At 74.9% G+C, this 24,215-nt stretch carries 21 protein-coding genes, 1 rRNA gene and 1 pseudogene; 16 read left to right on the forward strand and 7 right to left on the reverse strand.

The annotated features are described in order from the left end of the window. The 4 genes and pseudogenes from rrf to ACIBCA_RS26700 all read left to right on the forward strand — a co-directional run. Positions 1 to 92 (forward strand): 5S ribosomal RNA (gene rrf, locus ACIBCA_RS26685); the annotation flags it as partial. Positions 93 to 395: 303 nt separating this feature from the next. After that, the gene (locus ACIBCA_RS26690; RefSeq protein ID WP_396285535.1) at positions 396 to 1,535 is read left to right on the forward strand and encodes a hypothetical protein; all 1,140 of its coding nucleotides are present in this window, start codon (positions 396 to 398) and stop codon (positions 1,533 to 1,535) included. Between the two features lie 231 nt (positions 1,536 to 1,766). Next, positions 1,767 to 2,573, forward strand: coding sequence for a class I SAM-dependent methyltransferase (locus ACIBCA_RS26695; RefSeq protein ID WP_396285726.1), 807 nt, complete (start codon positions 1,767 to 1,769; stop codon positions 2,571 to 2,573). A gap of 179 nt (positions 2,574 to 2,752) precedes the next feature. Then, a pseudogene (locus tag ACIBCA_RS26700) lies at positions 2,753 to 2,857 on the forward strand (oxidoreductase); the annotation flags it as partial. Between the two features lie 114 nt (positions 2,858 to 2,971). On the opposite strand, the gene ACIBCA_RS26705 reads toward ACIBCA_RS26700, so the two are convergent. Next, the gene (locus tag ACIBCA_RS26705; protein ID WP_396285536.1) at positions 2,972 to 4,099 is read right to left on the reverse strand and encodes an NADH:flavin oxidoreductase; all 1,128 of its coding nucleotides are present in this window, start codon (positions 4,097 to 4,099) and stop codon (positions 2,972 to 2,974) included. A 211-nt stretch (positions 4,100 to 4,310) separates the two neighbouring features. Here ACIBCA_RS26705 and ACIBCA_RS26710 point away from each other — a divergent pair, with 211 nt between their 5' ends. After that, positions 4,311 to 5,210, forward strand: a complete 900-nt coding sequence (locus ACIBCA_RS26710) for an oxygenase MpaB family protein (RefSeq protein ID WP_396285537.1) — start codon at positions 4,311 to 4,313, stop codon at positions 5,208 to 5,210. 7 nt (positions 5,211 to 5,217) lie between these two features. Here the strand turns inward: ACIBCA_RS26710 and ACIBCA_RS26715 are convergent, their stop codons facing one another. Then, positions 5,218 to 7,521, reverse strand: a complete 2,304-nt coding sequence (locus ACIBCA_RS26715) for an FG-GAP-like repeat-containing protein (protein ID WP_396285538.1) — start codon at positions 7,519 to 7,521, stop codon at positions 5,218 to 5,220. Positions 7,522 to 7,700: 179 nt separating this feature from the next. Continuing rightward, positions 7,701 to 8,522, reverse strand: a complete 822-nt coding sequence (locus tag ACIBCA_RS26720; RefSeq protein WP_396285539.1) for a serine aminopeptidase domain-containing protein — start codon at positions 8,520 to 8,522, stop codon at positions 7,701 to 7,703. Positions 8,523 to 8,695: 173 nt separating this feature from the next. On the opposite strand from ACIBCA_RS26720, the gene ACIBCA_RS26725 reads away from it, so the two are divergent. After that, positions 8,696 to 9,493 carry a hypothetical protein gene (locus ACIBCA_RS26725; RefSeq protein WP_396285540.1) on the forward strand — a complete coding sequence of 266 codons (798 nt, stop codon included), beginning with the start codon at positions 8,696 to 8,698 and terminating at the stop codon, positions 9,491 to 9,493. Between the two features lie 6 nt (positions 9,494 to 9,499). Here ACIBCA_RS26725 and ACIBCA_RS26730 read toward each other — a convergent pair whose 3' ends face one another. Then, positions 9,500 to 9,850: a DUF6401 family natural product biosynthesis protein gene (locus ACIBCA_RS26730; protein WP_396285541.1), complete on the reverse strand. Its 351-nt coding sequence runs from the start codon at positions 9,848 to 9,850 to the stop codon at positions 9,500 to 9,502. 141 nt (positions 9,851 to 9,991) lie between these two features. Between ACIBCA_RS26730 and ACIBCA_RS26735 the strand changes: the two genes are divergently transcribed. The 5 genes from ACIBCA_RS26735 (at position 9,992) to ACIBCA_RS26755 (ending at position 14,304) form a co-directional block, all read left to right on the forward strand. Further along, complete coding sequence (locus tag ACIBCA_RS26735; RefSeq protein WP_396285542.1) at positions 9,992 to 10,918, forward strand: LLM class F420-dependent oxidoreductase; 927 nt, start codon at positions 9,992 to 9,994, stop codon at positions 10,916 to 10,918. A gap of 97 nt (positions 10,919 to 11,015) precedes the next feature. After that, a complete protein-coding gene (locus ACIBCA_RS26740) occupies positions 11,016 to 11,693 on the forward strand; it encodes an AAA family ATPase (RefSeq protein WP_396285543.1) in 678 nt (225 codons plus the stop codon). Positions 11,694 to 11,848: 155 nt separating this feature from the next. Then, entirely contained in the window at positions 11,849 to 12,835 is a 987-nt protein-coding gene (locus tag ACIBCA_RS26745; protein ID WP_396285544.1) for a zinc metalloprotease, read from the forward strand. Between the two features lie 116 nt (positions 12,836 to 12,951). Then, on the forward strand, positions 12,952 to 13,401 hold the full coding sequence (locus tag ACIBCA_RS26750) for a universal stress protein (RefSeq protein WP_396285545.1): 450 nt from the start codon (positions 12,952 to 12,954) through the stop codon (positions 13,399 to 13,401). 54 nt (positions 13,402 to 13,455) lie between these two features. Continuing rightward, entirely contained in the window at positions 13,456 to 14,304 is an 849-nt protein-coding gene (locus ACIBCA_RS26755) for a DNA-formamidopyrimidine glycosylase family protein (protein WP_396285546.1), read from the forward strand. Here the strand turns inward: ACIBCA_RS26755 and ACIBCA_RS26760 are convergent. Continuing rightward, on the reverse strand, positions 14,252 to 14,887 hold the full coding sequence (locus tag ACIBCA_RS26760) for a uridine kinase (RefSeq protein WP_396285547.1): 636 nt from the start codon (positions 14,885 to 14,887) through the stop codon (positions 14,252 to 14,254). The two genes, ACIBCA_RS26755 and ACIBCA_RS26760, sit on opposite strands and share 53 nt — an antisense overlap. Positions 14,888 to 14,993: 106 nt before the next feature. Next, positions 14,994 to 16,319 (reverse strand): PQQ-binding-like beta-propeller repeat protein, encoded by a 1,326-nt coding sequence (locus tag ACIBCA_RS26765; protein ID WP_396285548.1) that lies wholly within the window; start codon positions 16,317 to 16,319, stop codon positions 14,994 to 14,996. 154 nt (positions 16,320 to 16,473) lie between these two features. Between ACIBCA_RS26765 and ACIBCA_RS26770 the strand changes: the two genes are divergently transcribed. The 5 genes from ACIBCA_RS26770 (at position 16,474) to ACIBCA_RS26790 (ending at position 23,626) form a co-directional block, all read left to right on the forward strand. Further along, on the forward strand, positions 16,474 to 18,909 hold the full coding sequence (locus ACIBCA_RS26770) for a SpoIIE family protein phosphatase (RefSeq protein ID WP_396285549.1): 2,436 nt from the start codon (positions 16,474 to 16,476) through the stop codon (positions 18,907 to 18,909). A gap of 102 nt (positions 18,910 to 19,011) precedes the next feature. Continuing rightward, complete coding sequence (locus tag ACIBCA_RS26775; RefSeq protein WP_396285550.1) at positions 19,012 to 20,667, forward strand: sensor histidine kinase; 1,656 nt, start codon at positions 19,012 to 19,014, stop codon at positions 20,665 to 20,667. Between the two features lie 77 nt (positions 20,668 to 20,744). Beyond that, positions 20,745 to 21,410, forward strand: a complete 666-nt coding sequence (locus tag ACIBCA_RS26780) for a response regulator (protein WP_396285551.1) — start codon at positions 20,745 to 20,747, stop codon at positions 21,408 to 21,410. 576 nt (positions 21,411 to 21,986) lie between these two features. Next, complete coding sequence (locus ACIBCA_RS26785) at positions 21,987 to 22,754, forward strand: transglycosylase family protein (protein WP_396285552.1); 768 nt, start codon at positions 21,987 to 21,989, stop codon at positions 22,752 to 22,754. A 299-nt stretch (positions 22,755 to 23,053) separates the two neighbouring features. Then, positions 23,054 to 23,626, forward strand: coding sequence for a TIGR03086 family metal-binding protein (locus tag ACIBCA_RS26790; RefSeq protein ID WP_396285553.1), 573 nt, complete (start codon positions 23,054 to 23,056; stop codon positions 23,624 to 23,626). Positions 23,627 to 23,743: 117 nt separating this feature from the next. Here the strand turns inward: ACIBCA_RS26790 and ACIBCA_RS26795 are convergent, their stop codons facing one another. Next, positions 23,744 to 24,214, reverse strand: coding sequence for a (2Fe-2S)-binding protein (locus ACIBCA_RS26795; RefSeq protein ID WP_396285554.1), 471 nt, complete (start codon positions 24,212 to 24,214; stop codon positions 23,744 to 23,746). Position 24,215 lies beyond the last annotated feature (1 nt).

The raw sequence follows: 24,215 nt of genomic DNA on the forward strand, positions 1-24,215 counted from the left end.
CGCCCGGTTACATTCCGAACCCGGAAGCTAAGCCTCATAGCGCCGATGGTACTGCAGGGGGGACCCTGTGGGAGAGTAGGACGCCGCCGAACAATCATTGTGAAGAACCCCCACCCGGGATCCCGGATGGGGGTTCTTTGCGTTTCCGGAAAGCCCGGGGCGGATCCGGAGCGGAAAACGGCGAGACGGGCCCCGGGCGCCCGGGCTACAGTCCTCGTGTGGCCGTCGTAGCGATCATTCGCCGATTTACCGGCCCCCTGGCCCCCGAAGGGCGCCGCAGGGGTCGGACTTCGCCACGTCTCGGGAGCTGAGTCGGGCGGGCCCCGTCGAGCGGTCGGACCCAGGGGCTGGGGGGTGTGAATCCCCGTCACCGCTCTTGGCCAGGAGGCCGACCCATGCCTGCTCATCTCTCCGCCGAACACCTCGCCCGTGACCTCTCCGTTCGGGACCTCAGCGACCCCGCCGCCGGGCCGCACGCCCTCCAACTCGTCCTCGCCCGGGCCGTCGACGCGCTGGCGGAGGAGTGGGGCTGCCAGGTCCGCTGGTGGCGCGGCGAGCGCACCGTCACGGTCGAGGACAACTACGACAACCTCGGCTACCGCCGTGACGACATCACCCGAGACACCCGCTACACCCGTTACGTCGACGACCGGCTCATGCTCCGCAGCCACTCCAGCGCGCTCATCCCGGCCGCGCTGCGGGCGCTGGCGGGCGAGCAGGCCCGGCACTCCTCCGACGATGACGTGCTCCTGGTCTGCCCGGGGCTGGTCTACCGCCGCGACAGCATCGACCGGCTGCACACCGGCACACCCCACCAGCTCGACCTGTGGCGGCTCACCCGCCGCCCGTCCGCCCTCACCACCGCGGACCTGGACGGGATGGTGACGACCCTCGTCGAGGCGCTCCTGCCGGGGGCGAAGCACCGGCACGAGGACCGCGTCCACCCGTACACCCTGTCGGGCCGGCAGGTGGACGTGGAGCGCGAGGGGGAGTGGATCGAGGTCGCGGAGTGCGGCCTGGCGCACCCCCGGGTGCTGGAGCGGGCCGGGCTGGGGGCCGAGTGGAGTGGTCTGGCGCTCGGGATGGGGCTGGACCGGATGCTGATGCTGCTCAAGGGTGTCCCGGACATCCGCATCCTGCGGTCGGCGAAGCCGTCCGTCGCCGCCCAGATGACCGATCTGACCCCGTACCGGCCGGTGTCGGCGATGCCGGCGGTCCGCCGGGACCTGTCGGTGGCCGTGGACCGCGACGACCTGGCGGAGGATCTCGGGGACCGGGTCCGCGACGCCCTCGGGCCGGACGCCGACTGCGTGGAGACGGTGGAGATCCTCGCCGAGACGCCGTGCGCCGATCTGCCGCCGCAGGCCCTGGCGCGGCTCGGCGCCCGCCGGGAGCAGAAGAACCTCCTGCTGAAGGTGGTCCTGCGGCACCTCGACCGCACGCTCACCGACCATGACGCCAACCTGCTGCGCGACCGCGTCTATGCGGCCGTCCACCAGGGCGGCGCCCACCAGTGGGCGGCGGGCGAGCGCTGATGGCCCGGGCCGGCGCCGGCCCGGCGTCGGGGTGGCGCCGGTCGCGGTACGCGAAGTAGTCGGCGGGCTCTTCGTCAGCATCGCTGGTCATCGGGCGGGGGGCTTCGGAGGGGCGTGGGCCCGTGTCAACGCGCCTTGACGACGGTCGGTGTCGAGCTGATTCCACAGGGTAGTGTCCGGCGCGGTTCGAATGATCCCCACGTCCGGAACGAGGAGCACCCTTTGCTGACCATGGAAACCACCGCCGGCCCGTCCCCGCTGCCCCTCGACTACCGGGGCGCCCACGGGCTGAGCGAGGAGGGCTGGCTCGCCATGGAGGCCCGCTGCGAGCGGCACGACATCGCCCTGGTCGTCGAGGCCCTCGCGGGCAACCACCGTGTCCTGGAGGTCGGCGGCGGCACGGGGGCGCTCGCGCGGGCCGTCGCCGGCCGTCTCGGTGCGGTCACCGCCGTGGAGCCGCACCCCGCCCGCGCGGCCGCCATGCGGCCGCTGGCCGAGCACGGCGTCACCGTCCTGCCCGGCTGGGCCGAGGAACTGCCGCTGGGCGACGGCGAGTTCGACGCCGCCGTCGGCGCCTGGCTGCTGCACTACACCGACGACCCGGACATGGCGGTGACCGAGATGGCCCGCACGGTCGACGCCTCGCACCCCGAGGCCAAGGTCGTCCTCGTCCAGGGCGCGCCGGACAACGAGCTGATCGCGTTGTGGAACCGCGCCTGCGCCCCTCTGCTCGGCGAGCCCGAGGACCACCAGGGCTACCTGCTCGGCCGCGCGGTGCACCTCCTCGCCGAACACGGCTTCGCGGAGGTCTCGTCGACCCGGGCCCGCGTGGACGTCGTCTTCCCCGAGGAGGGCGCCGAGGCCAAGGCCCGGGCCGCCGCCGAGGCCCTGGCCGGGTACTGGAACCCCGGCCACCCCAGGCTCGCCGCCCTGCGCGAAGCCCTGCTGCCGCCGCTGCGCGAGCACTTCGCCACCGGCACCGACCGGATCGGCGACGACGCCGTCGTGCTGGTGGCCCGCCCGCGCCGCACCGCCTGAGCGCCGTACCACCTGAACCACCTGCGGGAGTGCTCCTACAGTGGCCCTGGGCGCTCTTCGACGAGAGGCGGTTCAGGTGGGGGTCGATCAGGGCACCGCGCGGGCCGAGTTGGGTGTGATCGGCGGGTCGGGGCTGTACGCGCTGCTGGACGAGGTGCGCGAGGTGCGGGTCGACACGCACCGTCACCGACGCGGTCCAGCCCGGGTACTGGGAGCAGGGCGGCTACGACGTCGACGCCTGGGTCGGCCGGTCGAACGGGAGGTCCGATGCGCCGACGAGCTGACCTGGTCCGCCGCTTCACCGGCGCCGAGCGCGAACACCCCGACCGGCAGGCCGAACAGGCGTTGGCCCGTCGTGTCGCGACACGACGGGCCGACGGTCCCTCGGCTGGGAATGCTCAGCTCAGGGTGCGCAGCGCCGCCGCGCTGTACGCCTGCAGGTCGTCGAGGCGCCCCGAGAGGACCTTGGCCGCCCACTGCGGGTCCTGGAGCAGGGCGCGGCCGACGGCGACGAGGTCGAACTCGTCGCGCTCCAGCCGGTCGAGGAGCCTGTCGATGCCCTCGACGCCCGCGCCCTCGCCCGCGAAGGCGCGCACCACGTCGCCGTCGAGGCCGACCGAGCCGACGGTGATGGCCGGGCGGCCGGTGAGCTTCCTGGTCCAGCCGGCCAGGTTGAGGTCCGAGCCCTCGAACTCCGGGATCCAGTAGCGGCGGGTGGAGGCGTGGAAGGCGTCGACCCCGGCCTCGGCCAGCGGCGTGAGGATCGCCTCCAGCTCCTGCGGGTTCTCGGCGAGGCGGGCGTCGTAGCTGCCGGCCTTCCACTGCGAGTAGCGGAAGATCACCGGGAACTCCGGGGAGACGGCCGCGCGCACGGCCGCGATGACCTCGGCCGCGAACTTCGTCCGGGCGACCGGGTCGCCGCCGTAGGCGTCGGTGCGGCGGTTGGTGCGCTCCCACAGGAACTGGTCGATCAGGTACCCGTGGGCGCCGTGCAGCTCGACGCCGTCGAAGCCGATCCGCTCGGCGGATGCGGCGGCCTGGGCGAACGCGCCGATCACGGCGTCCAGGTCGGCGCGGGTCATGGCCCGGCCCTCGCCCTCGGTGCCGTCCAGGGTGATGCCGGACGGGCCGATGGCGGGGGCGTCGTTGAACGGCGGCTTGCCCTGATTGCGGACCATCCCGATGTGCCAGAGCTGCGGCACGATGGTGCCGCCCGCCGCGTGGACCTCCTCGGCGACGCGGGCCCATCCGGCGAGCTGCTCCTCGCCGTCGAAGCGCGGGATCTGGGCGCTCTCCCCGGCGGACTCGTGGCCGACGTACGTCCCCTCGGTGACGATCAGGCCCACGCCCGCGGCGGCGCGGCGGGCGTAGTAGGAGCTCACGTTCTCGCCGGGCACGCCCTTGGGGGAGAAGCTGCGCGTCATCGGCGCCATGACGATGCGGTTGGGGACGGTCAGGCCGTTGATGGTGACGGGCCGGGAGAGGATCTCGGCCGCGCGGGAGGCCGGGTTCGCGGAGACGGTCATGAGGATTCCTCGGAGATGGCGGTGGTGTGCGGCGGGACGCTGGTGACTGCCGTGCCAACCACCGTGGCGGCCGCCGCATTTCACGGGCCGTCCGGATTCCGGTGTGATCCGCGCCACTGCACCCGCCGGGGCCGGGCGCGTCACGGTCGATACGATCGGCAGGAGCGTGGCCGGACCGCGAGCGTGGCCGGACGGGGGAGGGGCGGGCGTGATGGACGGGTGGCGTACGCCGGTGGCGGCGGTGCGGGCGCGGCTGCTGGCCGAGATCAACGCGACCGTGCACGGGGACGACCTGCACCTGGAGCGCTACGACCGCCCGGCCGGCGATCCCGGGCTGTTCGGGCCCTCCAGCATGGTGTGGCGGGTGCACGGGCACCCGGCCGGGATGCTGGTGGGCGGGTTCGCGGCCCTGCTGCTGCAGTCGCTGCACCCGCTGGCGATGGCCGCCGTCGACGCCCACTCGGACTTCCGGCAGGACCCGACAGGCCGGCTGCACCGCACGGCCCGGTTCGTCTCCACCACCACGCTGGGCTCCACGGAGGCGGCCGAGCGGGCGATCGCCGCAGTGCGTCGCATTCACCCCCGGATCAGCGGCACCGCGCCGGACGGCCGCCCCTACCGCGCGGACGATCCGCACCTGCTCACCTGGGTGCACACCGCCGAGGTGGTCTGCTTCCTGGCCGGCTACCAGGCCTTCGCCCGGACCCCCCTGACCGCCGCCGAGTGCGACCGCTACTACGCCGAGGCGGCCCTCGTCGCCGAGCGCCTCGGCGCCCGCGAGGTGCCCCGATCGCGGGCCGAGGTACGGGCCTGTCTGGCGCGCCTGCGCCCGGAGTTGGCGGTCACCCGGCCCGCGCTGGAGGTGCTGCGCCTGCTGCGCGGGTTCGGGCGCAGCAGGCGCGAGCGGGCCGCCGTACGGATCCTGACGAACGCCTCCATCGGCCTCCTGCCGCCCTGGGCGCGGGCCGAACTCGCCGTCCGGCGCCCCCGGTTGGTGCGCGCGGCCTGGGACCGCCCGCTGGCCGGGGCCGGCGGGCGGCTCCTGGTGTGGGCCTGCGGCCCCTCCGAGATCCGCGCCGCCGCCCTCGCCCGCGCCACGGCGGTGGCCTGACGGTCCGTCAGAGACCCACGCACTGCCCGGTGCGCGGACCGCCGACGGCGTTCGGCCGTCCGTCGTCGCCCGGCGGCGGGGTGTTGCCGGAGCAGGCCAGCGAGCCGCCGACGGTGTTCGCCGTGATCAGCGCCCGGTCGTCGCGCGGGAACGGGCCCGCGCCGGTGGTGCCGTCGACGACGGTGCTGCCGCCGATCCGGTCGTCGTCGAGGACCAGCCCGCCGGTGTTGTCCTTGAGGACGACCGAGCCGTCGATCCGGTTGCCGGCGCAGCCCTCGTCCACCGGGTCGCCGATCACCACGAACCCCGTGGAGTCACCGACCTGCACGGATCCGGTGACGGTGCTCGCGCAGACGCCGAGGAAGGAGGCGCCGCGCGAGGTGATGGTGCCGACCGTCGAGCGGGAGACGAACAGCGCCGCCCCCGGCCGCACCACCACCGCGTCGGCGGTGGCGTCCACCAGGCAGGTGCTCGTGCCGGTGGCGAGGACGGACCCGGCCGGGCCGGTGATCGTGCGCTCGCAGCCGACCTGCTGGGTGATGCTCTCCGGTGCGCCCGGGAGGTAGTCGTCATCACCCGGGTACTGGGCCGTGACGGTGTGGGATCCGGGCAGCAGGTGGGACCAACTGATCTTCGTGGTCGCGCAGTTGGGGCCGCCTCCGGGGGCGAGGGTGCCCGTTCCGATGGTCGTGGAGCCGTCGGAGAAGGTGACCGTGCCGGTCGGCGGGGAGGCGGGGCCGGTGCTGGTCGGCGCCGGGCAGACGGTGTCGGTGAAGGTGACCGGGCTGCCGAAGGACGCCGGGTCGGGCGAGGAGGAGAGCGTGGTGACGACGGCCGCCCGGGTGACCTGCTGGGTGAGCACCGCGGAGGTGGCGCCGAGGAAGGTGGCGTCGCCGCCGTACTCGGCGGTGAGGCCGTGCGGCCCGACCCCCAGGGTGGAGGTGGCGAGCGTCGCGGTGCCGCAGCCGCCGCTCGCCCGCACGGGAGCGGTGCCCAGCACCGTCGTCCCGTCGCGGAAGGTCACCGTGCCGGTCGGGGTCCCGGTGGTGGCCGGGGCGGGGCAGACGGTGGCGGTGAGGGTGACCGGTCGGCCGTAGGCGGAGGGATCGGGGTCGGAGGTGAGGGTGGTGGTGACGTGGCGTCTGGCGATGTTCAGCAGGACGTCGACGGAGCTGTCGTCGCCGGCGACGACGTCCGGTCTGCCGTCGCCGTTGAGGTCACCGATGGCCACGCGCGTCCCGAACGCCGAGATCCGGTAGTCCTGCCGCGGCTGGAAGGTGCCGTCGCCGTTGCCGAGCAGCACCGACACGTTGGCGTTGTTGACTCCGCCGACCAGGTCGCGGTGGCCGTCGCCGTCGAGGTCGGCGATCGCCACCTCGGAGGGGAACGCCTGCTTCTCCAGCGGAATCAGGGTCGGCGCGCCGAAGGTGCCGTCCCCGTCGCCCGGCAGGACGGCGAAGGCGTCCGCCCCTGCCACCGCCACGGCCAGGTCGGGGTGCCCGACGCCGCGCAGGTCGCCGACGGCCACGGCCAGGGGGAACCGGCCGACGGGGTAGCTGCGCTGGGGCTGGAAGGTGCCGTCGCCGTTGCCCCGCAGCACCGAGACCGTGCCGTCCTGGGCGTTGGCGGCCACCAGGTCGATGCGGCCGTCGCCGTCGAGGTCGGCGAGGGCCAGGCCCTCCGGGTCGTTGCCCACCGGGTAGCTGTGCTGGGGCTGGAAGGTGCCGTCGCCGTTGCCCAGCAGCACCGACGCCGTGTTGTCGTTCCTGTTGACGGTCACCAGGTCGAGCCGCCCGAGGCCCCGCAGGTCCGCCGAGGCGAGCCCCTTCGGGGACGCCCCCACGGGGTAGCTGCGCACGGGCTGGAACGTCCCGTCGCCGTTGCCCAGGCGCACCTCGACGGAGCCGACGTTGCTCACCGGGTGCGTGCCGACGGCCACCGCGAGGTCCGTCCGCCCGCTGTCGGTGAACCGCCCGGTCAGCAGGTTGCCGGGCATCTCGCCGACCGGGATCGTGGCCGGCGCCGCGAACGTCCCGTCGCCGTTGCCGGGGAAGAGCGAGACGGTGTTGTCGTAGTTGTTGCTCGCCACGATGTCGAGGCGGCCGCTCCCGTGGAAGTCCCCGAGGGCCACCTCGAACGGGTAGTCACCCGCCTTGTACGCCACCTTCGGTGCGAACAGCGGCTCGCTCGCCACCGTCGGCCCCGCGTCGAGGGCGCGCGCCGCACCGGGCCCGGCCACCCCCGCTCCCAGCAGCGACGCCGCCACGAGCACCACCCGCAGCGAACCCCCGACCCACCGCATCCTGCTCATCCACCGCTCCTTCCGGCCCTCGACCCGAGCGGGTCGCCGACGAACCATTCCCGATGGTCGGTCATGCGTCCCGCTCGCCCGCGCGAGCGACACCGGGCGTTCGGGCGATGCCGGGGCCGGCCGTCAGGGGCCGGCCGTCAGAGGTCGGCCGTCAGGAGTTGGGCGTCAGGGGCCGGCCGTCAGGGGTTGGCCGGGGCCCTGCGCGGCTGGCGGGGCAGGGGCAGGGTGAGGGCCTCGCCGGAGGCGGGCGGCAGGGCGAGGGCGGAGGCCGTCTCGGCGGGCAGCGGTCGCAGGCCGAGGAGGGCGCCGGTGAGGCGGACGGTGGCGCGGTGCCAGTCGGGCAGGCGCTGGAGCATGGCGTGCCCGCTGCCGCCGACGGTGTAGCCGCAGACCCGGGCGCCGGCGGCGCGGCTGCGGGCGGCGAAGGCCAGGGTGTCGGCGGGTGGGGTCACCTTGTCCCGGTCGCCGTGCAGCATCAGCACGCGCCGCCCGGCGAGCTGCTCGCACGGGTCCTGCGGCGGGCACCAGGGCGCGAGGGCGACGAGGCCGGTCACCGCCGGGTGTCCGCCGGCCTGGAGCGCGGCCCGCCCGCCCATGGAGTGGCCGATCAGGACGGTCGGTACGGGCCCGAGCTGTTCGGCGAGCTCGTCCAGTGCGGCCAGCGCGTCCCGGGCCGCGTCGGCGCGCGAGCCGTTCCAGCCCCGGTGCCGGTAGCGGACGGTGCCCACCGCGATCCGGGCCTGCGCGGCCTGGCGGGCCAGCGGCCGCAGGAAGCCGTGCATCCGCAGCAGCGGCAGGTTGACGGCGCCCGGCCGGGCGAGGTTGTGCTCCTCACCGCCGTGCAGCACCAGCACCGCGGCCCGGGGCCGCTCGGGCAGGGCCCGCCAGGACAGCGCCGTGTGGCCCGCGACCGCATCGCCCGTCGCCGCGCGGCTCTGCGCCGTACCGCTCTGCGCCGTACCGCTCGCTGCCGTACCGCTCTCCGCCTCGCCGATGCTCACCCTCGGACCCTTTCGCCGCTGCCACTGTACGTGGGCGCCCGCCGGGCGTGTTCACCCGAGGGGACCATCCCGGGCGGTGGGCGCGCGCGGCCCCGGCGGGCGGCTGCTATCCACGAAGGGTGGGGGCCGCCCGGCGCCGTCGGTCGCGCCGTGCTCACCGAGTGGAGGACCCCGTGGCTCAGCAGCTCGCACTCTCCGTCGACTTCGGATCGGGCTTCACCGAAGCCTGGAACAAGATCGCCAAGTTCATCCCGCAGTTCATCGCCTTCCTGGCGATCCTGGTCATCGGCTGGTTCGTCGCGAAGGCGATCGCCAAGGTGCTGGACCGCGTGCTGCGCAGGATCGGCTCCGAGAGGGTCGCCGAGAGGGCCGGGATGGACCGCTACCTGAGCGGGTCCAAGTACGACCTGACCGGCATCGTCTGCAAGATCGTCTACTACGCGGTGCTGCTGATGACGCTGCAGCTGGCGTTCGGCGTCTTCGGGCCGAACCCGATCAGCGTGATGATCCACAGCATCGTCGCCTGGCTGCCCAGGGGCATCGTCGCCGTCGTCATCCTGGTGGTCGCCATGGCCATCGCCAACGGCGTGCGCGACATCGTCCGCAACTCGCTCGCCGCCGCCTCGTACGGCCGCACCGTCTCCACCCTGGTCTGGGGCTTCATCGTGGCGCTCGGCGTGATCGCGGCGCTCGGCCAGGCCGGGATCGCCACCGCGATCACGGGCCCGGTGCTGATCGCGGCGCTCGCCACCATCACCGGCGTGGTGGTGGTCGGTGTCGGCGGCGGCCTGATCATGCCGATGCGCCAGCGCTGGGAGCGCTGGCTGGACGGCGCCGAGCGGGAGACCGCCCGGCTGCGCGGCAGCGCCTACCAGGCCGGCCGCTCCGACGCCCTGGCCAACCAGCCGGTGAACCCGACGGCCCAGACCGGGCCGGGAAGCTCCCCGGCCCCGGGCATCGAAGAGCGGTAGAACGCTTCAGACGAGCAGCCCCTGCTCGCGCACCAGCCAGCAGATCGCGGTCAGCCGGAGCACGGCGTAGTCGTGGCCGACCGGCTCCCGCCAGCCGATCTCGGCGAGCGCGTCCAGGAAACCCAGCGCGTAGTCCGACAGTTCCTCACGGTCCAGGGGCCGGGGCGAAAGCTCCGGCCCCTGCGCGTAGAGCAGTTCGCGCAGCATCGAGGCGTGCTGGTCGACGGCCGCGACGAAGCCGGGCTCGAAGGCGAACTCGGCCAGCCGGGGCGTGAAGGCGGCCACGATGCCGGGCAGCGGGCAGCCGGCCGGCTCGTCGGGGGAGCGCCGGAAGGAGTCGTCGGAGGTCGCGAACATCCGTCCACGGTAGGCGAGCGCCCCGGCCCGACCGGCCGCCCGTGACGGTTCCGTGCTGAGACCTTGGCCACCCCGGCCCTCTTCCGACCTTGGCCGGTTCCGTGCCGCGCCCCGGGGGCGATCCGTACCAGAATGGCCCGTATGGATCTTCGAGTCTTCACCGAACCCCAGCAGGGCGCGAGCTACGACACCCTCCTCGCGGTGGCGCGCGCCGCCGAGGAACTCGGCGTGTTCAGCGCCTTCTTCCGCTCCGACCACTACCTCAAGATGGGCGACGTCGACGGCCTGCCCGGCCCCACCGACGCCTGGATCACCCTGGCCGGCCTCGCCCGCGACACCAGCACCATCCGCCTGGGCACCCTGATGACCGCCGCCACCTTCCGCCTGCCCGGCGTCACCGCCATCCAGGTCGCCCAGGTGGACGCGATGAGCGGCGGCCGCGTCGAGTTCGGCCTCGGCGCCGGCTGGTACGGGGCCGAGCACGCCGCGTACGGCATCCCGTTCCCCAAGGAGAAGTTCGGGCGGCTGGAGGAGCAGCTGGCCGTCATCACCGGTCTGTGGAACACCAAGCTCGGCGACACCTTCGACTTCGCCGGCGAGTACTACACCCTCACCGACTCGCCCGCGCTGCCCAAGCCCGCCCAGGACCGCATCCCGGTGCTGGTCGGCGGCACCGGCGCCAAGCGCACCCCGGCGCTGGCCGCCCGCTTCGCCGACGAGTTCAACCTGCCGTTCGTCTCCGCCGAGGACACCGCCGGCCACTTCGCCCGGGTGCGCGCCGCCGTGGAGCAGGCCGGGCGCTCCGGCGACGACCTGGTGTACTCCAACGCCCTGGTCGCCTGCGTCGGCCGCGACGACGCCGAGGTGGCCCGCCGGGCCGCCGCCATCGGCCGCGACGTGGACGAGCTCAAGGCCAACGGCCTGGCGGGCACCCCGGCCGAGGTCGCGGAGAAGATCGGCCGGTACGCGGAGGCCGGCAGCCGGCGGATCTACCTGCAGATCCTCGACCTTCAGGACCTCGACCACCTGGAGGTCATCGCCTCCGAGGTCGCCCCGCAGCTCTCCTGAAGCACGTCCGGCACCCTCCGGGCTCTGACCACGGGTCTTTACTCTTTCTTGGGAATGCGCGATGCTCCCAGGAGGGTGAACCACCGGGGGAGAGCCGATGGCCGGGACGGGAGCGAGACGGGCGGCGGCGCCCCGCGTGCCGCCGCCCCGCCCGGGCGAGGCAGGCGCCGTCCACGCCGGCCACACCGTCCACGCCGCCCACGCCGTCCACGCCGTCCGGAAGGGGTGGCACGAGCTGCGCGGCCCCGGGCCGGCCGCCCTGCACTACCCCGCCGGTGACCTCCTGGTCGTCTCCGGCCTGCCCGGCAGCGGGAAGAGCACCCTGATGCACCGCTGCGTGCGCGCCCCGCTGGTCGACTCCCAGCCGGTGCGCGCCGAGTACGCGGCCCGCCTGCCCGCCCGCCTCCCGTACGCCCTCTACCGCCCTCTCGTCCGGCTCGACCACTACCGGCGGCTGCGCCGCGCCGTGCTGGCCGGCGGGGCGCTCGCGGTGCACGACTGCGGCACCCTGCCGTGGGTACGGGCGTGGCTGTGCCGCGCCGCCGCCCGGCAGGGGAGGCGGGTGCACCTGCTGGTGCTGGACGCCGACCCGGACGAGGCCCGCGACGGGCAGCTCCGACGCGGGCAGGGCGTCTCGCGCTACGCCTTCACCCGGCACCGGGGCGCCGTCGCCAGGCTGCTCGCGGCGGGAGTGCCGGCCGGCTGCGCGTCGGCGGTGGTACTCGACCGGGCCGCCGCGCGCGCCCTGCGGGAGATCGACTTCACCGCGTCGTAGTCTCGGCGGGTCCGCGGCTCCCGCGCGCCCGTCCCGTACGCGTTCGCACGCCGTTCCGCACGCCGTCGCGCAGGCCGCTCCGCACCTGGTCGCGCGCCGCCGGGCGGGCCCGGGGCGCGGTCGACCCTCCGTCAACTCCCTTGTCAGGAGCGCCGATGCGCCTTTCTCCCCGGGTGCGCCCGCGGACCCTTCGCCTGTTCCCCTGCGCCGCCGCGCTGGTCGCCGCGGCCGGTCTGAGCCAGTTCGCGGCGCCCGTCGCGCACCACGCCGCCGCCGTGGCCGGGCCGGCCCTGCCGGCCCTGCCGGCCGTCTGCGACGGCCGGGACGCCGCCGCCCGCAAGCCGGCCGGCGGCCCGTCCGGCAAGGACCCGAACGCCGTCAGCCCCGCCGAGGCGAAGGCCATGCAGGCCGACCTGGACGACCGGCTGGCCCGGCTCGCCTCCACCCACGTGCCGCTCGCCGCCGTGCCGACCACCGTGCCGGTGTACGTCCACGTGATCCACGACGGCGCCGCGGGCCTGCTCGACCAGAGCGCCGTCGACGCCCAGATCGACCACCTCAACGCCACCTACGGCGGCCAGGGCGCGGGCAACACCGACACCCGGTTCCACTTCGAGCCGGCCGGCACCGACTGGACCGACAACGCCGGCTGGTACAACGGCATGACCCCCGGCTCGGCGGCCGAGAAGGACATGAAGTCGGCCCTGCGCAAGGGCGACCAGGGCACCCTCAACCTCTACACCGCCCACCTCGGCCAGTCCCTGCTCGGCTGGGCGACCTTCCCCAGCGCCTACCGCTCCGACCCGTCCGACGACGGCGTGGTCGTCCTGGACGACTCCCTGCCCGGCGGCCCCGCCACCCACTACAACCAGGGCAACACCGCCACCCACGAGACCGGCCACTGGCTCGGCCTCTTCCACACCTTCCAGGGCGGCTGCCTGCTCCCCGGCGACTACGTGGACGACACCCCGCCCGAGCGCAGCGCCGCCTACGGCTGCCCCGAGGGCCGCGACACCTGCCCCGCGAAAGGGCTCGACCCGATCCACAACTTCATGGACTACAGCTACGACGAGTGCATGACCCAGTTCACCCCCGGCCAGGCGCAGCGGATGGCGAAGTCCTGGGCGGCCTACCGCAGCTGACGCCGGTGTCGTCACTTCGAAGGTGAAACGGCCTCAGTGGCGTGGCAAACGCCGGGAACAGGGCCGATCTGATCTATGTTCGAAGGAATGAGCGGATCGACCGAAGGAGCAACACCATGAGTGCCAACCCCCGGATCGTCGTCGGCGTGGACGGCTCGCCCGCCTCCGAGCAGGCGCTGAAGTGGGCGCTCGACTACGCCCGGGCCGTCGGCGGCACGATCCACGCCGTCGCCGCCTGGGAGTACCCGGCCTTCTACGGCTGGGGCGGCCAGGGCGTCCCCACCGCCGAGACCTTCAACCCCGAGGAGATCGCCGCCGGGACCCTCGCCGAGGCGATCGAGAAGGTCGCCGGCGCGGCGCCGGATGTCACGATCACCCGCGAGGTGGTGCCCGGCGGCGCCCCGCAGGCCCTGCTCGCGGCCGCCAAGGGCGCCGCGCTGCTCGTCGTCGGCAGCCGGGGCCTCGGCGGGTTCTCCGGCGTGCTGCTCGGCTCCGTCAGCCGCCACGTCACCGAGCACGCGCCCTGCCCGGTGACCGTCGTCCGCGAGGGCGCCGTCGCCGAATAGCCCCAGGCGGGGGCCGGTGCGCCGCCGGGCCGCCCCGCGGTGGAGGATGGAGACATGCCCGAAGGTGACTCCGTCTACCGCGAGGCGGCCCGGCTGCACGAGACCCTCGCCGGACAGCCCCTGACCCACGCCGAACTGCGCGTCCCCGCGCACGCCACCGCCGACCTCGCCGGGCGCCGGGTGCTCGAGGTCCGCCCCCGCGGCAAGCACATGCTCACCCGCCTCGAAGGCGGCCTCACCCTCCACACCCACCTGAGGATGGAGGGCCGCTGGGAGGTCTACCGCCCCGGCGAACGCTGGAGCGGCGGGCCCGCCCACCAGATCCGCGCCGTCCTCGGCACCGAACGCGGCACCGCCGTCGGCTACCGGCTGCCCGTCGTCGAACTCCTGCGCACCACCGACGAGTCACGCATCGTCGGCCGCCTCGGCCCCGACCTCCTCGGCCCCGACTGGGACCCGGTCGAGGCCGTGCGCCGCCTCCTCGCCCGCCCCTCCCGCCCGCTCGTCGAAGCCCTCCTCGACCAGCGCAACCTCGCCGGGATCGGCAACGTCTACGCCAACGAACTCTGCTTCGTCGCCGGGCTCACCCCGTGGACGGCCGTCGGCAAACTCCCGCACCCCGACCGGCTGGTGGAGCGCGCCCGGCAGATGCTCGAGGCCAACAAGCTGCGCCCCGGCCACATCACCACCGGCGACACCCGCCCCGGCTACCGGCACTGGGTCTACGGCCGGGCCGGGCGGCCCTGCCCCCGGTGCGTCACACCCGTCCTGACGGACCGTCAGGGAGAACCGCCCTACGACCGCGTGGTGTTCTGGTGCCCCTTCTGCCAGCGCGGCCCCGCGCCGGAGGTCACGGCCGCTCGACCAGCGCGGGGTGGCGCGGGTCGTCCATCCGGACGGTGAGGTCCGCCGCCTCCGCCGGGCCCGTCTCCTCCTCGTAGCGGGCGAAGGCGGGCAGCGTCCACCGCTCCTCCTCCGGGGTGCGGCGGGCCAGCGCGGCGGGGGAGAGCGCCAGGTGGACGGTCAGCTCCAGCGGCAGCCAGCGGCCCAGCAGCATCGGCCCGTCCAGCAACAGCACGCCACCGGGCGGCAGCCGGACGTACGGGGCGCGGGTGGACCGGTCGGTGGCGGGGTCGCGCAGCGAGGGCAGGACGCGGCCGCTGCCGCCGGGCTCCAGCGGGTCCAGCACCTCGCGGGCGAGGGCGCCGTCGTCCAGCCACAGGTCGTGGAAGGCGTCCGCGTCCCGGTGGCCGTACTCCAGCCGGATCGAGGCCGGGCGCAGGAACCCGGCGGCCGGGACGCGCAGCGCGGGCAGGCCCCGCAGCCGCAGCGGCTCCACCAGGGCGTCGGCCAGCTCGCCCGGCCGGGCGGCGTCGGCGCCGTCCACGGCGACCCGCAGGTGGCGCCCGCCCGCGCCGGGCAGGGCGGCGATGCGCTCGGCGAGCAGCTCGGTCAGCTTCTCGGGGGAGATCGGGCGTACCTGCATGCAGTGATCCTGTCCGTTCGGTCAGTGCAGGGCGGTCAGCGCAGGGTGATCGGTGTGGGGCGGTCAGTGCAGGCCGATCGGTGCGGGGCGGTCGGTTGAAGGGTGATCAGTGCAGGGGGAGCGCGTGCAGGACGTCGTCGTGCCCCGCGTAGAGGCGCTCGGCGTCGGCGGCCAGCGCCCAGACGTCCCGGCCGGGGCCCGAGTCACGGAACGTCCACCGGGTGCGCCCGCTCGCGGTGTCCACCGCGCAGACCCCGCCGGCCGCCGTCCCCGGCACGAACAGCGTCGGGCCGACGACCACCGGGCGGCTGCGGCGGTCCAGCAGGAAGGGCATCCGCGCCGTCCAGCGCACCGCGCCGCCGTCCGTGCCGTGCGCGGTGACCAGGCCGTCGTCGCGCGGGACGTACACCTGCGCCCCGTCCACCAGCGGCGGCAGCGCCCGCCAGGACTCGCCCTTGGCGGGGGAGTGCGTCCACTGCGTCTCGCCGGTGGGGCGCAGGGCGCGCACCCCGCCGTCGCCGTCCGGGACGAGCACCTGCCGGGGCCCGGCGGTGCACCAGCGCAGGTCCTCGTCACCGGGGGCCGTCCACAGCTCCCCGCCGGTGGCGGCGTCGCGCACGACGAGCGCGGCCCGGTTGCCGAGGCTGCGCACGCAGACGGTACGGGTGCCTTCGGCGGTGGTGGCGACCGGCTGCTCGCCGTGCGGGCCGTGGACGGTCCACAGGAGGGAGCGGTCGGCCAGGCGCAGCGCGAAGACCAGGTTGTCGGGCCCGATCTCCTCGCCCTGGTAGCGGTCCCAGACGGAGCCGTACAGCACGCCGTTCTCGCAGGCGGACAGGGTCAGCACGTCGGTGGGCGCAGGTCCCGCGTGCTCGGCCGCGCCGACCAGCTCCGGCGGCAGCGGCAGGCTCCAGTCCCGGGCCGGGTCGGTGAAGTGGCGGGCGTCGAGGTGGCCGAAGGACTCGGAGCTGTACAGGTGCTCGTCCCCGAGGACGACCTTGCCGAGCCGCTCGGCGTCGCTCGGCCACCGCGGGTCCGGCCGGTCGAAGGCGAGCAGCCGCGCGGCCTCGCCCGAGGCCGGGTCGATCACCTGCAGGCCCGCCCTGGACAGGTACAGCGGTCGCCCCGGCGGGCGGACCAGCCGCTCCGGGGTCATCGCCTCCGGCCCCCGGTACGTCCACAGCGGTGTCGGCCCCGACAGCGCCGTCGGCCGGGGCCTCGGCTCAGGGCGCGCCCCCTCGCCCTCGCCCGAACGGCCCAGCGCCCACAGGGCCCCGCCCGCCGCCAGCACCCCGGCCCCGACCAGCAGCCCGCGCCGCCCCAGCCCCGGCCCTCCGCCGATCACCTCCCCGGCCGCCTCGCCGCCGCCGGACTCCCCCTCCCACTCCCACGCCGCATCCCCGTCACAACCCCCGGACGCCGGCCCCTGCATACCCGCTCCCACTCCCACCCGCCGGCGGCCCACACCGCCGTCGGCCCAGACCCCGCACACTACCGAACACCCCGGAACCCCCCGAAACCCCCGAGCGCGGGGGCCGGGACGGTGAGCGTTTGACAGGGTCAGGGGCCCGGCGTAGCAAAAGAGCATGCGCCATCCGCATCCGACCGGTGGGGCCCGGGGGCAGGTGCCCGAGCGGGACGAGCTGATGGTGGAGGCCGTCCGGCGGGCGTTGGGGCGGACCGGGGCGTACGGGGCGATGGTGTACCTGCGCTCGCGGGACCGCAGGTCGCTGGTGCTGCGCACGATCGCGGGGGTGCCACTGTCGATCATGAGCCCGTTCCGGCGGATCGCCGCCGCCGGGCCGCTGCCCGTCGCCGTCTGCTTCCGTACGGGCCGGGCCGTCACGGTGACCGACACCGAGGACGCCATGCGGCGCTTCCCGCAGCTGGCGGTGGGCCTGCCCTACGACTACGCGACGGCCTGCGTGCCCGTGGCGGCGCGCGGGGAGCGGTTCGGGGTGCTGAGCGTGCTGTGGCCCGCCTCGGACGAGGGGGTGCCCGCCCGGGCGCGGCGCAGGCTCGCCGCCGTGGCCGGGCGGCTGGCCGCCGGGCTCGCCGAACTGGAGGCCTCGGGCGCGGGCGCGGAGGCGCCGGAGGACGCCGCCGTCGTCGAGCTGCCGCCCGCCACCGCGCCGACCACCCGGGTCGGCCTGTTCGACTGGGACGTGGCCACCGGCGCCCTCGCCGCCGACGCCCGGTTCCGCGACATCTTCGGCTTCGCGCCCGGCGAGTTCGACGGCACCGTCTCCGCCCTCAACGCCCGGATCGCCCCCGGGGACCTGGCCGGCTTCCGGGCCGCCGCCCGCACCGCCCTCGCCGAGGGCGAGGTACTGGCCGCCCGCGTCCGGGTGCTCGGCCACGACGGCCACCCCTACCCCGTGGAGCTGTGGGCCCGGGTGCCCGCCGTGGTCTCCGACGGCCGCACCCACCTCGTCGGCGCCGTCCTGGACGTCCGCACCCTCACCGCCGCCGCGGCCGCCGTCGAACGCCTCAGCGAAGGCGTCTTCTCCCTCGACCCCGACGGCCGGATCAGCTACGCCAACCGCGGCACCGAACCGCTGCTCGGCGTCCGCCGCGAGGACCTCGTCGGCCGCCACCCCTGGGACGCCCTGCCCTGGCTCGCCGACCCCTTCTACGAGAACCGCTACCGCGCCGCCCTGCTCTCCCAGCGCCCCACCGTCTTCCTCGCCGCCCGGCCCCCGCAGGGCTGGCTGGCCTTCTCGCTCTACCCCGACGCGCACGGCGTCACCGGCCGCGTCATCGCCGCCGAGCCCCCGGGCGACCTTCCGGAGGCCGCGCCCGCCCCGCCACCCGCCCGCGCCGCGCTCGGCGGCACCCACCACCTGCTCCAGCTCGCCAGCGCCCTCACCGAGGCCGTCACCGTCCGCGACGTCTGCCGGGCCGTCGCCGACCAGATCCTCCCGGCCTTCGGCGGCCAGGAACTCGCCCTCTACGGCGTCCGCGCCGGCGAACTGCACCTCATCTCCCAGTCCGGCTACCCCGAGGGCTTCCTCGACGGCTTCGAGGGCACCCCCGTCGGCGCCCGCGTCCCCGGCGCCGAGACCCTCAGCACCGGCGCCCCGATCTTCTTCGAGTCCGTACGCGAGCTCGCCGCCGCCTACCCGGGCCTCGCCCTCGACGAGATGGGCGCCTGGGCCTTCCTGCCCCTGATCGCCTCCGGCCACCCCGTCGGCAGCTGCATCCTCGGCTTCGACCGGCCGCGCGCCTTCACCACCGAGGACCGGGGCCTGCTCACGGCCCTCGGCGGCTTCATCGCCCAGGCCCTCGAACGCGCCCGCCTCTACGACGCCGAGTTCGCCCTCGCCCGGGGCCTCCAGCAGGCGCTGCTGCCGCACCGGCTCCCCGAGGTGCCCGGTGTGCGGATCACCGCCCGCTACCTGCCCGGCACCCAGGGCATGGAGATCGGCGGCGACTGGTACGACGCCCTCACCACCAACGGCGACCTCACCCTCGTCATCGGCGACGTCGAGGGCCACAGCGTCGCCGCGGCCGCCGCCATGGGCCAGCTGCGCAGCGCCGTCCGCGCCTTCGCCAGCGGCGGCGAACCCCTCGACGAGGTGCTCGCCCGCACCAACCGGCTCCTCCTCGACCTCGACCCGGGCCTGCTCGCCAGCTGCTGCCTGGCCCGCCTCACCCCCGCCCGCCGCACTCTGCGCCTGGCCCGCGCCGGGCACCTGCCACCGGTGCTGCGCCACGCGGACGGGCACGCCGAGGTGCTGGACGTGCCCGGCGGGCCGCTGCTGGGGGTGGACGAGGGCGCGGCCTACCCCGTCCGCGAGCTGCGGCTGCCGGGCGCGGCGCTACTGGCGCTGTACACCGACGGGCTGGTGGAGGAGCCGGGGGCGGCCATCGACGAGGGGGTGGAGCGGATGCGCGCGGCGGTGGAGGCGGGCGGCGACGCCGGGCCGGAGGCGCTCGCGGAGCGGCTGCTGAGGGAGGTGCGGCCGGCGGACGGGGTGGACGACGTGGCGCTGCTGCTCACGGAGGTGGACGGGGCCTGAGCGGTGCTTCGTGGTGCTGCTCGTGGTGAGGAGACTTTCGTCGTCTCCGGCGTCGACGAAGGGTGACGGCCGTCCGGGTGACGGGATCGGTAGCCTCGACGGGTGGATGCGATCGCGCGGGCCTGGAAGAAGGCGGTACGGACGGCGCTGCCCGGCCCCTGGCCGCGGCGGCGGATCGTCGGCGAGGTGCTGCTCGCCCTGGTGATGGGCGGCGTGGCCACCCTCCTGGAGACCTTCGCCCGCACCGGCCCGGCCCTGCTGATCGGGCTCGCCACCGTGCTGCTGTGCGTGCTGCGCCGGGCCTTCCCCGCCTCCGTGCTGCTGGCCACCGCGGCCATCGGCGGCTACGCGCTGGGGCCCTTCCCGATGATGGTGGGCGCCGCCTGGACGGCGGGCTCGCGGATCCGGCGGGTCTGGGTGCTGGTCGGCACCTTCGTGCCGGCCTGGGTTCTGTTCACGGTGACGGGCACGCTCAAGGACGGCGCCTCCGTCTCGCCCAAGCTGATCATCGGACTGTCGCTGGGCACCTTCCTGCTGATCGCCGTCCTGCCCGCCCTCTGGGGCCGCTACCGGGCGCAGCGCCGGGCGCTGACCGACGCGCTGCGCGAGCGCAACGAGCAGCTGGTGCGCGAACGGGTCATGGTGGTGCACCAGGCACGGCTGCGCGAGCGGCACCGGATCGCCCAGGACATGCACGACAGCCTCGGCCACCAGCTGGCGCTGATCTCGGTGCACTCGGGCGCGCTGGAGGTGGACCGCACCCTCAACGAGCGCCAGCGCGAGGCGGTCGGGGTGCTGCGGCAGGCGGCGGTGGCGGCGATGCGCGAACTGCGCGAGGTCGTCGGGGTGCTGCACGACGAGTCGACGGCCGTGGCCTCCTCCTCCCCGGCCCCGGCGCCCTCCGCCGGCGGGGTGGACGGGATCACCGCCCTGGTCGACGCCTCCCGCTCGGCGGGCGCGGAGGTGGAGCTGACCAGCGAGGGGGAGCGGCGTCCGCTCGCGGCGGTCGTGGACCACGCGGCGTACAGGATCGTGCAGGAGGCGCTCACCAACGCGCACAAGCACGCCCCCGGCGCGCCGATCGCCGTCGCGCTCCGGTACGAGCCGGACGCGCTGGTGGTGGAGGTGGGCAACGCCCGCGCGCCGGAGTCCGGGGGCGCGCGCCCCGGCGCGCACGCGCCCGTGAGCGGCGGTCAGGGGCTGGCCGGGCTGCGGGAGCGGGCGCGGCTGGTCGGCGGGATGGTGCACGCCGGTCCGACGCCCGAGCAGGGTTTCCGGCTCGCCGCCGTCCTCCCGTACGAGGGCGCGGAGTCGGAGGGCGCGGCGGCCGCCTCGGACCTGGACGACTGGGCGCTGGCCGGACTGGAGGCCGTCCCCGCGCCGGAGGGCCGCCGGCGCAGCCCGGCGATCGGCTGCGCGGTCGGCGTGGTGGGCGTCTCGGTGGCGCTGCTGGCACTGCTGGCGTGGGGAGTCTTCGCGTTCGTCCAGGGCACGGGCGAAGCGACCGTGTCGCTGCCGGTGTACGAGAAGCTGATGGTCGGCATGCAGGAGTCCGAGGTGAGGGAGCGGCTGCCCGGCGGCAACGACTTCTTCACGGGCGACTACCACGACAGCGGGCCGCCGAGGCCCGCCGGGGCGCACTGCCTCTGGTTCCTGTCCGGCGAGCAGAACGACAGGTGGGCGGAGCAGAACGTGCTGCGGTTCTGCTTCAGGGACGGCGTGCTGGTGGAGAAGGCGGACTATCCGGTGCGCGACTGACCCGCTGCGGTGCCGCCTTTTCGGGATGTGAGGATGGGTGTTTCAGTCGAAACACCGTTCGAGGGGAATGGCCAGCTGTGATCCGAGTCCTCGTCGCCGACGACGAGCCGCTGATCCGGGCGGGGATCAGGATGATCCTCGGCTCCGCCGACGACATCGAGGTGGTCGCCGAGGCCTCGGACGGCCGGGAGGCGCTGGAACTCGCCCGGGCGCACCGGGTGGACGTGGTGCTGCTGGACATCCAGATGCCGGTGATGGACGGGCTGACGGCGCTCGGGGAGCTCGCGAGGGTCGCGCCCGGGGCGCGTGCCATCGTCCTCACCACCTTCGGGGAGCGTGAGAACGTCCTGCGCGCCGTCACCGAGGGCGGCGCCGGCTTCCTGCTCAAGGACACCGCGCCGGGTGAACTGATCCAGGCCGTCCGGGCGGCGGCCGGCGGCAACGCCTTCCTGTCCCCGGCGGCCACCCGGCACATCGTCGACTCGCTGGCGGCGGGGCGCGGCTCCTCGGCGGCCACCCGGGCGGCGGAGGCCCGGCGGCGGCTGGAGGCGCTCACCGGGCGGGAGCTGGAGGTGCTGGAGCTGCTGGGCGAGGGGCTCTCCAACGCGGACGCGGGGGCGCGCATCCACATGAGCGAGGCGACGGTGAAGACGTACGTCAGCCGCATCCTCGCCAAGCTGGGGTGCGAGAACCGGGTGCAGGCGGCGCTGCTGGCCCGGGACGCGGAGCTGGGCGGGCGGTAGTCCGGGGTAGTCGTGCGACTGCGGAGAGTAGTCGGTGTGGCGCACGCCACTTCACGGCCTCGCGGAGGCGGGAACTCCGGCTTTACCGGTGACGGTGTGTCAGTCCACCGTCGCGGTGCGTGGGGAGTGTGGGCGCACTCGTGGGCGGAGAGGTGTGAGCGAGGGCACGGAAATTGATCGGGTGATCTTTGAAATGCCGTCAAATCCGGTCGAACCGGGCGTCGTTTCTTGATCGATACCGCCGGTAACAGTCAACTGACCTGCGACGACCAAGAATTGCTTGCCGCGCCCCGGGGTGGCCCGTAGCTTCTTGGGCGGCGCAACGAGCGCCACCCGGGTTCACCCCGACGCACGGCCCGCCGACTGACCCCCGGCGCGAGGGCCGTGCCCGCCGACGCGACCGGCCCGCACGGGCAGCAACAGGTCGTCAGTTCGCCGGCGAGTGGTGGTGGCCGGGGCGGCACGGCACGTCCGACACGTGTCCGGCCGCCCGACGAGTGCGGCGAACGGAACCGAGCGGCCCATGTCCCGGGCCTGGTTCCGGCTGCCCGCCCGGGGTTTGCCGAGAGGACCTTCATGACTCACCGTCACGAGAACGCCGCTGTCACCTCCACCACCGTCACCAAGCGCAACCGCGTACGGTTGGCGGTCATCGCGGGAGCCGCCGTCGCGGTCCTGCCGGTGACCGGCCTCGTCACGGCCACCTCGGCCTCCGCGGCCCCCGCCTCCACCTGGGACGCCGTCGCCCAGTGCGAGAGCGGCGGCGACTGGGGCATCAACACCGGAAACGGTTTCCAGGGCGGACTGCAGTTCTCGCCCTCCACCTGGGCCGCGTACGGCGGCACCGCGTACGCCCCGCGGGCCGACCGGGCGAGCAAGGCGCAGCAGATCGCCGTCGCCGAGCGCGTACTCGCCTCGCAGGGGCCGGCGGCCTGGCCCGTGTGCTCGAAGAAGGCGGGCCTGAGCAAGGGCGGGGCCCCGGCCGCCGTCGACACCTCGGAAGCGGCGCCGGAGGCGCCGAAGGCCGCCCCTGCGCCCAAGGCGGCGGCCAAGGCAGCGGCCAAGCCGGCCAAGGCAGCCAAGCCGGCCAAGGCGCCGCAGGCCCCCGGCGCGTCCGAGGCCGCCGGCGAGCCGAAGGCCGAGCCGCAGGCGCCCGCCGCACCCGCCCCGGCTCCCGTCACGACCAACACCGGCGGCGGCAGCTACACCGTCAGGAGCGGTGACACGCTGAGCGACATCGCCGCCAAGTTCGGCACCGACACCGACAGCCTCTACGGCCGGAACACCGGTGTCATCGGCGCCGACCCGGACCTGATCTTCCCGGGCCAGACCCTGACGGTCTGACCGCCTCCCCGGTGTATCGAGCGGCCGCCCCCGAGGGGCGGCCGCGTCGTGCAGCCCGGTGCCGTCGACGTACTGGCCCGGGCCGGCGCACGCGCACAGCGCGGCCGGCAGGACGGTTGCGCCGCCGAGTGCCCATGGTCGTGATGCTCTCCGGCTCATCGCTGGTCCTCCCGATTGCTTGGTGCGCTGATCATGGGAGGAAAATAGAACATGTTCAACTTGCGCTTCGTCGCAGGTGAAGGCGGGTGGACCGCTTACGATCGGCCGGGTTCGAACCCGCCGATCGAGAGGTGCGTGCCATGACCGCAGTGGACGGCCCGACCGGGCTGCTCTCCCGGGCGCTCGCGCAGACCGCCGGGGTGATCGACGGTGCGGGCGTGGAACTGGCGGAGCATCCGACGCCCTGCGCCTCCTGGGACGTCGCGGATCTGATCAGTCATCTGCTGCACGACCTGCGGCAGTTCACCGTCCGGGCCGAGGGTGGGCAGCCGGACTGGTCGCAGCCCTTCGAACGGGTGGAGGAGGAGTGGCTGCACGTCTTCGAAGCGGGGGCGGAGCGCCTGGTCGCGGCCTGGCGCACGGCCGGCGCGGCGTCCGCCGGGGCCGCGCTGGACCAGCAGACGGCCGAGTTCGCCGTCCACGCCTGGGACCTGGCCCGCGCGACCGCCCAGTCCACCGAGGGCCTGGACCACGAGGTCGCCATCGCCGCCCTCGCCTGGGCGCACGGCGCACTGAAGCCCGAGTTCCGCGGCGCCGAGGCGGAGCACCACGCCTTCGGCCCCGAGGTGGAGGCCCCGGAGGACGCCCCGGCGTACGACCGGCTCGCCGCCTTCTTCGGCCGGGATCCCCACTGGCCCGCTCACGACGCCTGAGGGGCGCACGCGCCGCTGCGCGGGACCCCGGCACTACGCGAGTAGTGGCACTACGTCCGCAGTGTCACTACTCGCGTAGTGCCACTGCGGACGTAGTGACGGACGGCCGGGGCGCCGTCAGGGAGTCGTCGGGCGGGTGGCTGCGGCGGCCTGCTTGATGGCCTGGCGGATGCGGGGGTAGGTGCCGCAGCGGCAGATGTTCTGGATCTGGTCGATGTCCGCGTCCGTCGGGTCGGGGGTGCGGCGCAGGAGGGCGGCGGCGGTCATGATCTGGCCCGGCTGGCAGAAGCCGCACTGGGCGACGTCGCAGGCGAGCCAGGCTTCCTGGACGGGGTGGAGGGTGTCGCCGTCGGCGAGGCCCTCGATGGTGGTGACGGTGTGGCCCTCGCAGTCCTTGACGGTGCGGGTGCAGGGCTGGAACTCCTGGCCGTCGAGGTGGCTGGTGCAGGCGCGGCAGACGCCGACGCCGCAGCCGTACTTGGGGCCGGTGACGCCGAGCTTGTCGCGCAGGACCCAGAGCAGCGGCATGTCGTCGGGGGCCTCGACGGTGACGGACCGCCCGTTGAGGACGAAGGTGTGGGTGGGCATC

The organism is Kitasatospora sp. NPDC051170 (assembly GCF_044455705.1).
Taxonomy (GTDB): domain Bacteria; phylum Actinomycetota; class Actinomycetes; order Streptomycetales; family Streptomycetaceae; genus Kitasatospora.

What these genes read in the sequence shown, in the direction of transcription:
- ACIBCA_RS26690 (WP_396285535.1), top strand. Translation starts at nt 396, where the DNA reads ATGCCTGCTCATCTCTCCGCCGAACACCTCGCCCGTGACCTCTCCGTT.
- ACIBCA_RS26695 (WP_396285726.1), top strand. Translation starts at nt 1,767, where the DNA reads ATGGAAACCACCGCCGGCCCGTCCCCGCTGCCCCTCGACTACCGGGGC.
- ACIBCA_RS26705 (WP_396285536.1), bottom strand. Translation starts at nt 4,099, where the DNA reads ATGACCGTCTCCGCGAACCCGGCCTCCCGCGCGGCCGAGATCCTCTCC.
- ACIBCA_RS26710 (WP_396285537.1), top strand. Translation starts at nt 4,311, where the DNA reads ATGGACGGGTGGCGTACGCCGGTGGCGGCGGTGCGGGCGCGGCTGCTG.
- ACIBCA_RS26715 (WP_396285538.1), bottom strand. Translation starts at nt 7,521, where the DNA reads ATGAGCAGGATGCGGTGGGTCGGGGGTTCGCTGCGGGTGGTGCTCGTG.
- ACIBCA_RS26730 (WP_396285541.1), bottom strand. Translation starts at nt 9,850, where the DNA reads ATGTTCGCGACCTCCGACGACTCCTTCCGGCGCTCCCCCGACGAGCCG.
- ACIBCA_RS26735 (WP_396285542.1), top strand. Translation starts at nt 9,992, where the DNA reads ATGGATCTTCGAGTCTTCACCGAACCCCAGCAGGGCGCGAGCTACGAC.
- ACIBCA_RS26740 (WP_396285543.1), top strand. Translation starts at nt 11,016, where the DNA reads ATGGCCGGGACGGGAGCGAGACGGGCGGCGGCGCCCCGCGTGCCGCCG.
- ACIBCA_RS26745 (WP_396285544.1), top strand. Translation starts at nt 11,849, where the DNA reads ATGCGCCTTTCTCCCCGGGTGCGCCCGCGGACCCTTCGCCTGTTCCCC.
- ACIBCA_RS26750 (WP_396285545.1), top strand. Translation starts at nt 12,952, where the DNA reads ATGAGTGCCAACCCCCGGATCGTCGTCGGCGTGGACGGCTCGCCCGCC.
- ACIBCA_RS26755 (WP_396285546.1), top strand. Translation starts at nt 13,456, where the DNA reads ATGCCCGAAGGTGACTCCGTCTACCGCGAGGCGGCCCGGCTGCACGAG.
- ACIBCA_RS26760 (WP_396285547.1), bottom strand. Translation starts at nt 14,887, where the DNA reads ATGCAGGTACGCCCGATCTCCCCCGAGAAGCTGACCGAGCTGCTCGCC.
- ACIBCA_RS26765 (WP_396285548.1), bottom strand. Translation starts at nt 16,319, where the DNA reads ATGCAGGGGCCGGCGTCCGGGGGTTGTGACGGGGATGCGGCGTGGGAG.
- ACIBCA_RS26770 (WP_396285549.1), top strand. Translation starts at nt 16,474, where the DNA reads ATGCGCCATCCGCATCCGACCGGTGGGGCCCGGGGGCAGGTGCCCGAG.
- ACIBCA_RS26785 (WP_396285552.1), top strand. Translation starts at nt 21,987, where the DNA reads ATGACTCACCGTCACGAGAACGCCGCTGTCACCTCCACCACCGTCACC.
- ACIBCA_RS26790 (WP_396285553.1), top strand. Translation starts at nt 23,054, where the DNA reads ATGACCGCAGTGGACGGCCCGACCGGGCTGCTCTCCCGGGCGCTCGCG.
- ACIBCA_RS26795 (WP_396285554.1), bottom strand. Translation starts at nt 24,214, where the DNA reads ATGCCCACCCACACCTTCGTCCTCAACGGGCGGTCCGTCACCGTCGAG.